Origin of the sequence: Oscillibacter sp. (assembly GCF_040505565.1) — a bacterium.
Classification (GTDB): domain Bacteria; phylum Bacillota; class Clostridia; order Oscillospirales; family Oscillospiraceae; genus Oscillibacter.
This window is the reverse complement of sequence record NZ_JBEUWZ010000024.1, coordinates 272,815-287,200: the sequence shown is the minus strand read 5'-3', so window position 1 is coordinate 287,200 and position 14,386 is coordinate 272,815. Positions and strand designations below refer to the sequence as shown.

At 52.6% G+C, this 14,386-nt stretch carries 11 protein-coding genes; 3 read left to right on the top strand and 8 right to left on the bottom strand.

The window, feature by feature from the left end; all coding sequences use genetic code 11:
- Positions 1-20: 20 nt before the first annotated feature.
- Complete coding sequence (locus tag ABWQ15_RS13225; protein ID WP_353909245.1) at positions 21-1,367, bottom strand: Na+/H+ antiporter NhaC family protein; 1,347 nt, start codon at positions 1,365-1,367, stop codon at positions 21-23.
- Positions 1,368-1,823: 456 nt separating this feature from the next.
- On the opposite strand from ABWQ15_RS13225, the gene ABWQ15_RS13220 reads away from it, so the two are divergent.
- Positions 1,824-2,615 (top strand): DeoR/GlpR family DNA-binding transcription regulator, encoded by a 792-nt coding sequence (locus ABWQ15_RS13220; protein ID WP_353909244.1) that lies wholly within the window; start codon positions 1,824-1,826, stop codon positions 2,613-2,615.
- Positions 2,616-3,001: 386 nt separating this feature from the next.
- On the opposite strand, the gene ABWQ15_RS13215 is transcribed toward ABWQ15_RS13220, so the two are convergent.
- The 7 genes from ABWQ15_RS13215 to ABWQ15_RS13185 all read right to left on the bottom strand — a co-directional run bounded on the left by ABWQ15_RS13215 (position 3,002) and on the right by ABWQ15_RS13185 (position 11,920).
- Positions 3,002-4,600 (bottom strand): amidohydrolase, encoded by a 1,599-nt coding sequence (locus ABWQ15_RS13215; protein ID WP_353909243.1) that lies wholly within the window; start codon positions 4,598-4,600, stop codon positions 3,002-3,004.
- A 19-nt stretch (positions 4,601-4,619) separates the two neighbouring features.
- Positions 4,620-6,062: a Na+/H+ antiporter NhaC gene (nhaC, locus tag ABWQ15_RS13210; RefSeq protein WP_353909242.1), complete on the bottom strand. Its 1,443-nt coding sequence runs from the start codon at positions 6,060-6,062 to the stop codon at positions 4,620-4,622.
- A 140-nt stretch (positions 6,063-6,202) separates the two neighbouring features.
- Positions 6,203-6,988, bottom strand: coding sequence for an SDR family NAD(P)-dependent oxidoreductase (locus ABWQ15_RS13205; RefSeq protein ID WP_353909241.1), 786 nt, complete (start codon positions 6,986-6,988; stop codon positions 6,203-6,205).
- Positions 6,989-7,005: 17 nt separating this feature from the next.
- Positions 7,006-8,106: an ATP-NAD kinase family protein gene (locus tag ABWQ15_RS13200; RefSeq protein ID WP_353909240.1), complete on the bottom strand. Its 1,101-nt coding sequence runs from the start codon at positions 8,104-8,106 to the stop codon at positions 7,006-7,008.
- Entirely contained in the window at positions 8,103-9,668 is a 1,566-nt protein-coding gene (gene gcvPB, locus ABWQ15_RS13195) for an aminomethyl-transferring glycine dehydrogenase subunit GcvPB (RefSeq protein ID WP_353909239.1), read from the bottom strand. The genes ABWQ15_RS13200 and gcvPB overlap by 4 nt, the downstream gene beginning before the upstream one ends.
- Before the next feature lie 18 nt (positions 9,669-9,686).
- On the bottom strand, positions 9,687-11,081 hold the full coding sequence (gcvPA, locus tag ABWQ15_RS13190) for an aminomethyl-transferring glycine dehydrogenase subunit GcvPA (protein WP_353909238.1): 1,395 nt from the start codon (positions 11,079-11,081) through the stop codon (positions 9,687-9,689).
- Positions 11,082-11,125: 44 nt separating this feature from the next.
- Complete coding sequence (locus ABWQ15_RS13185) at positions 11,126-11,920, bottom strand: SDR family NAD(P)-dependent oxidoreductase (RefSeq protein WP_353909237.1); 795 nt, start codon at positions 11,918-11,920, stop codon at positions 11,126-11,128.
- Between the two features lie 321 nt (positions 11,921-12,241).
- Here ABWQ15_RS13185 and ABWQ15_RS13180 point away from each other — a divergent pair, with 321 nt between their 5' ends.
- Positions 12,242-13,948 carry a sigma-54 interaction domain-containing protein gene (locus ABWQ15_RS13180; protein ID WP_353909236.1) on the top strand — a complete coding sequence of 569 codons (1,707 nt, stop codon included), beginning with the start codon at positions 12,242-12,244 and terminating at the stop codon, positions 13,946-13,948.
- Between the two features lie 16 nt (positions 13,949-13,964).
- Positions 13,965-14,324: a methionine--tRNA ligase subunit beta gene (gene metG / locus ABWQ15_RS13175; RefSeq protein ID WP_353909235.1), complete on the top strand. Its 360-nt coding sequence runs from the start codon at positions 13,965-13,967 to the stop codon at positions 14,322-14,324.
- Positions 14,325-14,386 lie beyond the last annotated feature (62 nt).

Here is a 14,386-nt window from a genome sequence, read left to right as displayed (position 1 = left end):
TGTTTACTTGTTCAATTGGATCACTTTGCGGTTTTTGCGACGGGCGCGTTTTCCTGATTGGAAGCAACTCCCTTGGGCCAGCCGATCAGAATAAACAGGATGCCGAACACGAACATCAGAATACTGTACCAGCAAAACGGTACGATGGACAGCGTGGACACACCGGAAAGTCCCGCCGCGGCCAGAATCTGACCCGCCCAGGGGCACACGCCGTTTCCGGCGGAGGAGAACAGATCCAAAATGCTGGCGGTGCGGACGCGGGAAACGCCGAACTGGTCGGAGATATCCTTTGCAATGGGACCGGCGGTAATAATGGAAATGGTGTTGTTGGTCGTGGCCAGATCCAGAAGAGTAACCAGCGCGGCAATGGACAGCTCGGCGCCGCGTCCGGTCTTGACACGCTTGGTCAGCTTATTGAGCAGCCAGTCGATGCCGCCAAGATAGCTCATCAGTGCCACCAGACCGCCGACCATAACGGCGATTGCGGCGGTATCCTCCATGCACTTGATGCCGTCGCCGATAGTGGACAGCGCGGTGACCATCGTAAACGATCCCTGCGCAAGACCGATTACAATGCCGGTCAGAATGGCCGCGCCCATCGCCAAAATGACGTTCACGCCGACCAGGGACAGGACAATAACCAAAATGTAGGGAATCAGCTGAACAAAGTTCCATGTCAGTGCGCTCTTGTCCAAAGGCGCGGGCGTCGACTGGAAGATCAGCAGAACAAAGGTCAGAATGACAGCGGGGAGCACCATCAGGAAGTTCGCCTTGAACTTATCCTTCATCTGCACTTCCTGTGTGCGGGTGGCCGCAATGGTCGTGTCGGAAATAAAGGACAGGTTATCGCCGAACATGGCCCCGGAGACGACGATGCCGCAGACCAGAGGCATGCTTATGCCGGTTTTGGTGGCAATGTCAATGCCAATCGGCATCAGAGCCGTCACCGTGCCCATGGAAGTACCCATGGAAAAGCTCAGGATGCAGCCGATCAGGAACAATCCGGGAAGGATCATACTGGAGGGCAGGAGCTTCAAGCCCAGATTGGATACAGAGCCGACGGCGCCCATACCACCGGCCACGCAGTAGAAAATGCCAGCCTCCAGGAAAATGAAGAACATCAAAATCAGCGTATCGTCACCGCCGCCCTTGCAGAAGCTGGTGACCATGTCGTCAAATTTCAGTCCTTCGGCCTTGCGCTTCTTGTTACAGAAAATAAATGCGAAGATAATTGCAATCAGAATGCCGACATTCAGAGGCATTGTGCCGGCATTGCCGGTAATAATGGTGGAAATAATGTAAAGTGCGACAAAAATAATCAGCGGGAGCAGACCGATAAAGTTTCCCTTTTTGTTTTCGTTTCCCATGATTTTCCCCTTTCTTCCCTGTGAAGTAATCCGATCATCCTAAAGAGCTCACTGCGCTGGAATCGTTCACATGTGCTTTGAGGTATTTTTCGTCCGCTCCGTCAATCGAATCCGGTGGAACGGTTTGCGGCCTCCTTTCAGACTCTTGTTTATATCAAAATAATACAACATTTATTAACATAAATCAACGTACATATCAAATACTGCACAAATTCTTTCAACTTGCATTAAATTTACTAAGGCATATTTTGCAATTTACACATAATATTGTTGACATTTGTTAATTTCAGGTATGTTTGTCTTGCAATTCTCAAAAATATCTACTATAATTCCGACAGCGATACCGTCCGGTTTTCACGGCCCCCGGACGGAAATCTGTGTGCAACTTATTTCCACGCTGGAAAAATGAACCTTCGCAGATGGAATTATGTTGGAAAAGCAGGGAGAGATATCTGTATGCTGAAAATTGACCGCCAGACAGTGATCGAGCAGGAGCTGGCCAAAAACGGAAGCGTTTTGATTCCCACGCTGAGCAAGCTTTTGCAGTGCAGTGAGGAAACCATCCGCCGTGATTTGAAGGAACTGGAGTCCATTGGCAAGCTGACGCGGACGCACGGCGGCGCTTATCTGATGGACAAATACGACAAGAGCTATCCCACCAAGCTGCGTAAAGTATACTATCCTGACCTGAAGGCCAGTCTGGCCCGCCAGGCGCTGCACTACGTCCGGGAAAACGACGTCATTATGCTCGATTCAAGCACAACCTGCCTGGCGCTGGCCGAAGCGCTTCTCAATCAAAAGCTCAGCATTACGATCATCACGAATTCCCTGCTGATCTGCAATCTTTGCAATGAGCAGGCATCCAACATCAACCTGATCTGTTTGGGAGGCTCCTTTCGCAGCCGCACTTCCTCCTTTGTGGGTTATCATGTTACGGATACTCTTTCGGGCTATTTTGCCGACCGTTCTTTTATCAGCTGCCCAAAGGTGACGCTGGAGCAGGGCATGTCGGACAATCATCTGGATGAGTCCCGGGTTCGCGAGAGTATGCTTCTTCACTCTCAGCAGAAAGTTCTGGTTCTGGACCACACAAAGTTCAACTCCAGTGCGAATCTGCTGTTTGGGGATTTAAAGTCGGTGGACATCATCATTACGGACGAGGTTCTTCCGGAAAGGTGGGCGCAATTCTGCCGCGAAAATAGAATTACGATCGACTATTGTTCCAATCATTCCGACGAAAAAGGCTGATGTCCGGCAATTGTAAATCCGCCTGTTCATATAAGGCTCCTGGTCAGAAGGGTCAACGTTCGAGCTGGAATAATCAGTCATTACTTAGATAGCATAGCAAAGAGACGCAAGGCACCAATGCCTTGCGTCTCTTTATTATTTCCATAATCATACGCGCGACAACCTGACGGGAGCAAGAGCAAACTGTCATATTTGTGTCGTACAATCCGTCAGGACTGTGTAAGCAAGAGAGAAGGCATAACCCGCCTGCCTTCTCTCTTGCTTCCTTTGTGCGTATATACCATCACTTGTGCACATCGATCAGTGCTTTCGCTATGTAATAATCACTGTGTGCTTCTGGTTGAAACTGACATTTATTAAAAAAATAGTAAAACAAAGATCAGGAGTCATTCCTTGTTTCTCTCGTACACCAGTTTGCCGCCAAGATAGGTATACTTGACCTTAATGTCTTTGATCTTCATCGGATCCATTGCGAAAACATCATCGTCGATCACAACAAAGTCTGCCAACTTTCCGGCTTTGATGGTACCCTTGATGTTCTCCTCGTAGGACGAATACGCCGCACTCTTTGTGTACATACACAGCGCCTCGTATACGCTGATGCAGTTTTCGGGGTACCAGCCGTCCTCGGGCGCACCCGAAAGATTCTTGCGAGTTACGGCGGCATAAATACCCTCCCACGGATCGTGCGGAGTGCCGGGAGCATCCGAGCCGCCTGTGAGAATGATGCCCTCCCTGAGCAGTTTCCCCCACGGATTGACATACGGGGCACGCTGCGCGCCAACGCGGGCTTCGATCCACGGCATATCCGTATGGATGAACATGGGCTGCACATCCACGATGACCGGAAACTTCTTGATCCGCTGAATGATATCTTCATTCAGAACGGACATGTGGATCATGCGGAAGCGCGGGTCGGGCTTGGGATTCTCCTGGTAAACAGTCTCAATGGCCGTTGTGAACATGTCCGCCGCGCGGTCTCCAATGACATGCATACCGACTTGAATATTGCGCTCATAGGCCGCTCTGACCCGGGCAGTCATTTCTTCCTGCGTATAATTGGCCTGACCGGAGGTATCGGGCTTATCACTGAAGGGCTTCAGCAGCGCAGCGGTGTGACCGCCAAAGTTGCCGTCTGCATACATCTTGTAGAAGCCGTATTTCACCATGTCATCGCCAAGGCCGGTGCGGATGCAGCAGTTTGGCAGTTCATCATAGCCGAGATAGATGCGAGCGGTCAGGCGTCCTTCCAGATTCAGTTCCTGATAGGCATCCATATATTCCATCAGGTCGACGTGCTTGCCCTGGATCGGGTGCACACCGGTCAGGCCGTGCTCATTGAGCTCATGGATCGCCTTTTCCAGAACATTTTTCTTGGCTTCTATCGACGCGAGCTTGTCGGGTACCAGCGCAGCGAGTCTTGCACCGGCAGCATCGCAAACAACGCCAGTCGGTTCTCCTTCGGCATCGAACCGGACATTGCCTTCGATCTCCGGTTTAAAGTTTCTGTCGATACCTGCCGCATTCAGTGCAAGAGAATTGGCAGAGAAGAAATGCATACAGCTGCGCGAGAGCAGCACCGGATTCTTCGGGCAGGCTTCATCCAGATCGCAGCGATTTGGCATCGCTTTGCTGTCTGTGAAAAACTCGTTGTCAAAGCCAAAGCCGTAAATCCATTCGCCCTCCGGGACATTCTTCGCATAATCGCGCAGCGTGTCCTTCAGCTCACGCATGGACCGGACGTGGTCCAGCATTAGCTTTTCAAAGTTGCTGGCATAGGAATAGAGATGCTGATGGGTATCGATCAGTCCCGGAAGCACGACTGTGCCGTGCAGGTCGACGGTCTCATCGGCCACACTCCGTGCCTGGTCATCTGTGCCGCAGTAAATGAATTTACCGTCACGCACAACGAATGCCGAGCACATCGCGCCTTCGCGCTCCATCGTATAGACCTTACCGTTAATATAGGCTGTAGAATTGGACATTTGTCGTTCCTTTCCCGATTTATTGCTTTTCGCTCTTAACTGCCGTTTCCACTGGGCGGTAGGTCTTCTTGCTGGGGATCTCCCCAGTCTTCCACTGGAACTTACCCATGAAGCCCCACAGGATGGCGACCAGCGGGCAGATCCAGCAGAACAGGGCAAACGGGAGGTAGGCAAACGCATTGACGCCGAGAGCAGCGCCGATAAATGCGCCGCACAGGTTCCACGGGATCAGCGGGGAGGTGACGGTACCAGAGTCCTCAAGAGTACGGGACAGGCACTGCGGAAGCAGATCCTTTTCACGGTAAACGGGCATGAGCAGCTTACCGCCGAGGATCAGGGTCATGTACTGGGAGGCGGTCACGAGGTTGAGCGCGATCTCAACGAGAACGGTGGTGAGGACCAGGGTGCCCACCGTCTTGGTCATGCCTTTGATCCTTTCGAGCAGGACGTCAAGGATGCCGCACTTTTCGATCACGCCGCCGAACACCATGACGATCACGGACAGAGAGGCCGTGTAGTTCATGGCAAACATACCGCCGCGGGAGAGAAGCTTATCGATGTCGTAGAAGCCCGTTTTGCAAACAAAGCCGCCTTCCATAATGCTCATGATGTTGGAAATCGAAACGCCTTGGTGCAAAATTGCGATCACTGCTGCAACCAGACCGGAGATCAGCAGAGTCGGGAATGCCGGGAAATGTTTGAACGCGAGGATAAGCACGAGGACAATGGGGATCAGCTCGATGAAGTTCATTTTGAACATACCTTCAAGAGAGACAAGTATCTGGCTCACTGTCTCATTGTTCACACTGCCGCTGGCAGAGAAGCCCATGACCGTGTAGCCGATCAGCGCAAGCACAATTGCGGGGCCGCCGGTGTAACACATGGCCTTGATGTGATCGAACAGGTCTGCCTCCGCAACAGCCGGGGCAACGTTCGTGGTGTCGGACATCGGGGACATCTTGTCGCCGAAAGCAGCGCCAGAAACGACGGCGCCTGCGGTCCAAGCGGGGTTAATGCCAAGGCCCATGCCGACGCCCATCAAGGCAACGCCGACCGTACCGGCCGTGGACCAGGAGCTGCCGGTTGCCATAGATGTGAGGACGCAGGCGAAGCAGGCAGTGGCAAGGAAGATTTTGGGGCTGATGAGCTTGAGGCCCCAATAAATGACCATAGGGACTGTGCCGCTGGCGATCCAGGAGCCCATCAGAGCGCCGATGCAGTAAAGAATGACCAGCGTGGGAATCAGAAGCTTGCCGCCGTGAAGAATTGCTTCTTCGATCGTGGCATAGGGGCAACCCGTCAGGACCAGCAAGAGGATGGTGAAGCCAAGGCAGGTCATCATTGTGATGTGGAGCTGCTGTCCGGTCAAAAAGATCGCACAACACATTGCTGCAATAAGGAATGCCATACTTGTCAGTGCTACCCAAAGTTTGGGGCGGAACAGCGTTTTTGCTTCTTCCATGGTATTTTCCCTTCCTTTTATTCAGTTGTTTTTATTAAGTTCTTTTGTACTTCAAAAGCCTATATCCACATACAAGCAGTTTTTTTCCGAACATCAAAAGTATCGAACAACGTGTATTTGCAGCAATGTCTTAATCCCAATCAGGCAGTTTCGCCGCCGTCGAGCGGAATGTGCTGACCGGTGATATACTTGGCTTCGTCGGAGGCTAGGAATGCATACAGCGCCGCGACCTCCGCAGGATCGGCGTGACGCTGCATCGGGATGCCCTTGTTGCATTCCTCAAACATCTCCTGCGTATATTCAGCTTCCTGCATCGGCGTAAGCACGTAGCCCGGGCAGATGCAATTGCAGCGGACCCAGGGCGCATGCTCGAGCGCCACGCTGCGCACGAGGTTGATGACTGCTGCCTTGGAGGCGTTGTAGTCCGTGTAGAACGGATGACCTTCCATGCCATTGGTGGACGCGGTGCAGAGGATAACGCCCGCATTGTCTTTGGTCTTTTCCTTCTGCATGCGCTTGAGCGCTTCCATAATGCAAAGGCACATACCGTCAAGGTTGACGCCCATCACACGCTTCCACTGCGCAAAGTCTGTCTCGATGAATTTCTTGCGCAGGGAGATGCCGGCGTTGGAAATGAGGACATCAATGCCGCCGAGGATCTGATCCATCTGGGTAAAAGCAGCCTTGACGCTCTCCTCGCTGCTCACATCCACCTTCACGGCGCCGGCCAGTCCGGGGATTTCCTCTTTCAGAGCGTCGAACGCCTTATCGTTATAGTCGAACACAACGACCTTGGCGCCTTCGAGCACGAAGCGCTTTGCCGTTGCCTTGCCGATACCGGAAGCACCTCCGGTCACGACAACACGCTTGCCTTTGAGTTCGGGATACAGGGCACGGGATTCGAATTTGTAATCTTGCTTTAACATAAAACGTACACTCCTTTTTATTCGCCGCTGATGCGGCACACTTGTTCTTCCATAAAACCCACAATCACGCGGGCATACCCGCTGAGCATCCGGTCAGCGTCGGCATCGCCGGTATCGACGAGAAGCGGCCTGTCCTCGAGATGAAACAGTTTTTCCCGAGTGGCCAGGATATGGAGCCGCTCCCTGCCGATCTTTCTGAGCACCGCGGCACTGAGCTGCTGATTGCCGCGCCCGAGCAGGTAGCCCTGCCCACCGGTCGGCGTGAGCACGAGATGGGTCTCCCTTTCTTCCAGCCGCTGCAGAATCTCCTGCTCACACAGGTCTGCCTGTACCAGCTTCCGGTTGCAGACCAAATCTACGCCCAGCAGCGTGCCCGGCAGCTCCAGCTTGTCCATCAGCGCACGCGTGGTGGAGCCGGGGCCGACGAGATAGTAAACATTCTCCCGCATCCGGTGGATCATTTCCGCCGCAATACTCTCCTGCTCTGCACGCTCACTCGCGGGAGACGGCGCTTTGCCGTGCTGCAGGAAATCCCGGTCGTCCGGGACATTCAAATAGCCGTATAGGCTTGTACACACGCGTCCGTCGCGGTAGGACGTCTCATCAATATCGACCACTTCCGCCTCGCGGGTATGGCGGCAGCCGCTTTGCAGAAAACGCAGCGCCAGCTCACCGGCTCGTTCCGGACGCGTGGCATAGACAGGTGAGTGAATCTTCACTCCTGCCGGGACGCCGATCACAGTGCAGTGGACACCGGCGGAGACGATATCCCGCGCGGTGCCGTCGCCGCCAGCAAAGAGCAGTAGATCCACACCGGCCATCGCCTGCGCCGCCGCCACGGTGTCACGGGATGATACTTTTCCCGTGCTGCCATGAACCACCTCCGTATCGAATCCCAACTCCCGGGCAAGCTGCTCACCCATTTCGCCAGATGGGCACAGCATCTGCAAGCTGTCCTTCATGGGTAGCAGCTGCTTCAATGCCAAGGCCGCCCGCGCCTGTGCTGTTGGCTTGGCGCCGCGGCGGATTGCCTCATCCACAACGCCGTCGGTTCCCTTGAGTCCGACGCTGCCGCCCATCCCGGCAATCGGGTTGATGATCAGTCCGACCGCTTTCACTGGAACTTCTTAGAATAGCAGCGCCAGGTCACGGCCCACTGCTCCGGATCATCCATGTTGGACTCGTCAAGCTGGTGGCAAACGCTCTGATACGGCGCGCCCTTGAAAAGCTCCGGATTCTGGTACGCCTCGTCAAAAACGTACTTAAGCGTTTCGATATACTCGTCAATGTCTTCCTTCGAAGGCGTTTCTGTCGGCTCAAGCGTCATTGGCTCGGGTACATAATAAGGGTGATGGCTGGTCCAGTAATGCATACCGAAATCCATCATGCGTCGCTGGATATCAGCAGTTCCCACGCCGGTTTCCCTGTAGAGTGTTTCAAGCGTGTAGCGGCACTGTTCGATGCGCTGCTTTCCGGGGATATAAGGCGCATCTACACAGTGCAGTTCCATGAGCTTCTTAATCATATAGTTATTGTTGAGCACAGCCGTTTTGGCGACCTGATACAAGCCGTTGGGGCCAAGGGATCGGATCCAGGCATACGCCTTGAGAACGACCGGTGCAACACCGTTGAACTCGCGGATTTTGCCGATGGCGCTGGCGTTATTGGTTGTCTGATAGTCATAATTGTACTTTTTGCCGTCAAACTGCAGCAGCGGAGCGGGCAGAAACTTTTCCAGGAACTGTGCGCAGCCAATTGCACCGCAGGCAGGACCACCGCAGCCGTGCGGCGTGGAGAAGGTCTTGTGCAGGTTGAAAAAGCACATATCAAAGCCGGCATCACGGGCACGGGTCACACCGAGCAGGCCGTTTGCGTTGGCCTGGTCGTAGGCACACAGGCCACCTCTCTCATGCACGAGTTTGGTGAACTTGAGAACATTCTTGTTATAAACGCCAGTGTCCTCGGGATTGGCGACGAAAAACGCCGCGGTATGCTCGCCGACAGCTGCCTTGAATGCCTCATAATCAGGATAGCCATCCTTGTCCGGATTCAGATAGATGATCTTGAACCCCTTGACGTGCGGAGCTGCCGCATCAGACGGATGGGAATAGATGGTGGTGATGATTTCGTTGCGCTGTTTCTCTTCCCCTCTGGACTTGAAGTGGGAATACGCCAAAGAGGCCATCGCCAGGATGCCCTGCGAACCGCCGCTGGGCTGGAAGGAGAAGCGATCCATGCCGGATATCTCGCACATGTATTGATTCGTTTTATACATAATTTCCATGATGCCCTGGCAGGTGCTTTCGTCTTGCAGCGGGTGCATCTCACGCAGCTGGGGGAGGTTTGCAAGCTGGTCATTGACCTTGGGACTGTATTTGATCGTGCAGGTACCCTGACCAATCTCGATGTTTACGTCGGCGCCCAGTGTCTCCTGAGCAAGTCTGGCGTAGTGGCGCAGCACGCGCGGCTGTGAGATTTCCGGAAGAACGGGAGCGGCCTTGCGCTGCAGGAACTCGGGAAGCACTTTGGTGCCCTGCACGGAGGATGCAACCTTTGCATCAGCCTTGTTGACCAGAATACCGCGCTCACCGGGCTGCGTCAATTCAAAGATAATGGGCTCGTCCCACTTTGCCTGGTGAAAGCCGGTGCGAACCTTGGAGCTTCTGTCGATCTTTTTCATATCTGTGTCTCCCCTTTCTTACAGGATCTCGTCTAGCGCTGAAACCAGCGCATCAATGTCTTCCTTGGTGTGGACCTCTGTCACGCAGTACATGGCGCACTGACCGAGATCGGCAAAGTCATGGGACAGGTCCCTGCCGCCAAAGATGTGGCGCTCAAGCAGCGCCTGGTTAATCTCGGCAACCGTCTTGCCGGTCTTGTTGAAGTCCAGCACAAACTCCTCAAAGAACGGCGTGTCAAACCGCAGGGAAACGTTCTTGAGGGCCGCGAGTCTCTCAGCTGCATACTGGGCGTTTTGCATGATGGTCTCGCCCACTTCCTGCATGCCCTTTGGTCCCATCGTGGCCAGGTACACGCCGGCGGTGATACCCCACAGGGCGGTCTGGGTGCCAACGTATTCCTTGGCTTTGTCACGCAGATGACCGAAGGAGGTGCGGTCATAGGCAACGTCCGCGAAGGCGTACTCACCCGGCTCCTTGGTGCAGCAGATGCCGAACAGACGGGATGGGAACTCCAGCACGTACTTAGGATCGTCCATCGTGGCCATGAATCCGGACTGTCCGCCGCCGTAGTTCATATGGATACCCAGCGGCTGCACATCGCCGCAAACGATATCGGCGCCATAGGCGCGGGGAGCCGCGACTACGCCAAGGGAAATTGGGTCCACGCCAACCACGCATTGCGCACCTGCCTGATGCGCTGCGTTTGCAATCTCACAGGCGTTCATTTCAAACATGCCGAGGTAAGCAGGGTTTTCAAAATATACAACGCCGACGCTTTCGTTAAGTTTGACCTTGAGATCAGCAAGATCCATGCAGCCGGTCTTGGCATCTGTGGCAACTTCCTCGATCAGAAGATCCGGTGTGCAGTAATTTCTGATGACCGCCAGTTTCTCGCGGTCCATTGCCGCAGGGACCAGCACGCCGGTACGGTCCGCCACGCGGCAGCCCATGCGAATTGCAGAGGAAGCAGCCTGAGAGTAGTCCATCGTCGGGACGTTGACGACCTCCATGTCGACCAGCTCGGCAACCATGCTTTGAAACTCAAACAGCGTCTGAAAACGGCCGAAGTCGTTGTAGGCCTCGCCTCCGTAAGCGGTGAGGAATTCGCCCTTGCCATTGATTTCGTCGCAGATTGCCGGCACATAATGCTGGTAGCAGCCCGCACCAATGAAATTCAGATTATCGGCGCAGCTGCTGTTCTTCTTCAACAGACTCTCCACATGGCGGCGCAGCTCGTATTCCGAGCCAAACGCCTCCGGCAGATTCATATTCTCTTTCAATATGATCTCGTCAGGCACTTCCTCATGAAGCTCCTCAATTGAATGCAAGCCGATCTCCCGCAGCATCTCCTGCTCGACCTCGGGTACCGAGTTTGGGATGTAAGGATGACTTTTGAATCCCTTTACGCTCATCTCCATGTTCCTTTCTTAATGTGAATATTGGTTGTAAAGAATTCTTATGCAATGCCTCCGCCATCGACGACCAGTGCCGCACCGGTCACCCAACTGGCGAGGTCAGAGCACAGGAACAGCACACCCTTGGCGATATCCTCCGGTTGACCGATGCGAGCCAGCGGGCGGCCTGCGCCGCAGGACTTGAGGAATTCGTCAATATCTGCGTCGCTCTTAATCCCGCCGATCTGCCGGCCTTCGCTGATCATCATGGCTGTGACTGTGTCACCCGGGTTAATGGAGTTGACGCGGATATTGTCCCTGCCATGGTCAATGGCCATTGCTCGGGTCACATTGACAATCCCGCCCTTTACTGCACAGTAAGCCGCTGCCTGATCTCCGCCCTTGAGGCCCCAGCCGGAACCGGTGTTGACGATCGATCCGCCGCCGACCTTGCGCATTTCGGGAATGACATGCTTGCTCATCAGAAACAGACCCTTGAGACCGACATCCAAGACGAAGTCCCATTCCTTTTCCTCGAGCTGATCAATGCTCTTGCGTACCGTAACACCGGCGTTATTATGCAGGATATCGATGCGTCCGAAATTGTCCACAATTGCCTGCACCGTATGTATGACACTTTCTTCATTGGTTACATCGCACTGAAAAAAAGCAGCTTTTCGACCTGCGTCACGCAGTTCCCGTGCTTTCTCCTCGGCCTTGGGCGAGACATCAACCATTGCAACTGCGGCTCCATAAGCCGACAGTATCTGCGCAACACCCAGACCAATGCCAGCGCCGGCGCCGGTAATCACTGCAACTTTTTCGGATAAGTCTAAGTAGTCTTTCTTGTCGATCATGTTTTACTCCTCCTTTCTCTGCAGTACCAAATTGTAAAGCCACGCACTGGTACTAAAGCAATTTCTCTTCCATTCTTTAAAAAGCAACAATTAATTAAAAATTTCAGTTACTATAACAAAATTTGCGTAGTTTTCTGCAGCAATATAACCGAATTATTGGGCCATGTTCACAGCACGGGTCATTCCTGCCGTGAACACGGCCCTTCTGAATTGCCTTTTTTGTCACTAATTGTGCCAAATTTGACAAAGCATATTGATTTGTAAGAAAAACACGGCTATACTGAAGCAAAAGAAAGTCATCCTTCCGACAGGAGATGCATTATGGAACTTTCAAACTATGTTCCCGAGATTACTTTGGTACTGCAAACAATCCATCATCTGTTTGGCATTGAGTCCGCTGTATTTGACACAAACGCAGTCCTGATTGCAGGAAGCAAAAAGTACCTGGAGATCAAAGGCACCACTGTGCATAAGCCATCCATCGCCGAAGTCATAGAAAATGACGAGGTCACCGCTTTGTGTCCCGGCAAGATGGTGTCTTGTGTCGGATGCCGCTTCAGCAGCAACTGCCCCGCGACATTAGAGCTGCTGAAGCGGATCACAAGCGAGGGCGTCCCAGTCGGCGTTCTGTCCTTTTCCGCTTTTTCAGAGGGTGAGCATGACGAGATTATCACACGGATCGACTACTTCAAGCAAATCATTGCTGACTTTTCTGATCTACTGGCAGCCGTTTTAAATAATACAAGAAGCAATGCCTTAACCAACATTAAAAACCAATTTTCTGCTGTTTCTGCCCTGATCCCCGACGGTCTGCTGATAACTGACGTAGATGGTAATATTCTGGACATCAATGATTCCGCACTGAGCATTCTCAGCGGCGCGTGTTTAAAATCTATTCGCGATTTTCTCCCAATTGAGTTGGCCGACGAAGTGATGAGCGGACGGCAGGTTGCAAATCAAGCGGTGGAAATACGGCAAGGGATAACCATTACTCTTTCTTCTGCACCTATTTTCCGTTCACTTGGGAGCATCAGCGGTTTTGCAGTGCGGTTGATTGCAAAGCAGGTTGTTGTATCGCCACCCTCTAAAGTTTGCGAGTATGAAAAAATGCGCGGCAGTGGGGCACACATGGAAAGTGTGCGCAGACGTATGCGAAAGATCGTTAACAGCCCGTCTTCTATCTTTATCTCTGGCGAAACCGGCACCGGAAAAGGTGTATTGGCACGTTCCATTCACTACGAAGGCAATCGCTTTGATAAGCCTTTCATTATTATCAATTGTGCAAATATTTCGGAATCGTTGTTTGAAAGTGAGCTGTTTGGCTACGAGGCAGGTGCGTTTACCGGGGCATTAAAAACCGGCAAATCCGGAAAAATGGAGCTTGCCGAGGGCGGAACGCTTTTCCTTGATGAGATCAGTGAGATGCCAATGAGTATGCAGGCAAAGCTTTTGAGCGTTCTGCAGGATCGGCAATTTGAACATGTTGGCGGGACAAAAACCATCACATTAAATACTCGAATCATCTCCGCTTCCAACGCAAACATTCAGCAGCGAATCGAAGATGATTGCTTTCGCGCAGACCTTTTCTACCGGCTCAATGTTATCAGCATAGAAGTTCTGCCTCTGCGCGAACGAATGGAGGATCTTCCGGAGTTGCTGAACGCTTTTCTCAGCAAATACAACTATCGTCTCAACGCAGCCGTGAAAGGTTTTGATGAAAGTGTGATCCAACAGTTTAACCGTTATAGTTGGCCCGGGAACATACGGCAGCTGGAAAACATTGTGGAGTACTGTATCAATATGGCTGATAGCGACATTGTGCAGTTGACTGATTTACCGCCGCATTTCCTGAACGAAGTGGAAGCACAACCACTCCCGGCGCTCAAAGAAGCCGAAGGCTGTGTCATTCGCGATCTGCTGAATAAATACGGTTGGGACTCCAAGGGAAAAGTGCACGTCGCGCAGGCCCTTGGTATCAGTGTTCGCACCCTTTATCGCAAGATGGATCAATCACATCTTGACAAATAAATATTTGGAAGTATCTATGGAAGGAGAAATTCCGGAGGAAAGAAAGCCAGAAATTGAATTGGAGGATTTCCAAAAGCTTGATTTCCGCGTATGTCAGGTCATCGCATGTGAAGAGGTCGTTAAGAGCCGAAGTTTTCTGAAGCTCACGGTAGATGATGGTCAAGGTCAGCGCACCATCATGTCGACCATCCGCGCTTATTACAAGCCAGAGGATTTGATTGGCAAGAAAATTATTGTGCTCGTCAACTTGAAGCCGCACAAATTTTGTAATATCTTGAGTGAAGGAATGCTAATTGCGGTCGATATGCCTGAGCAGGATGACTGTAAGGTACTGTTTGCTGATGATTCCTGCCCGATGGGCCACGCTGTCAGCTAAGTAAGCTATGCCCGCAGGCAGGGGTGTTGGAGATGGAGCAAAATGCCGCGCTCGCACAAAAG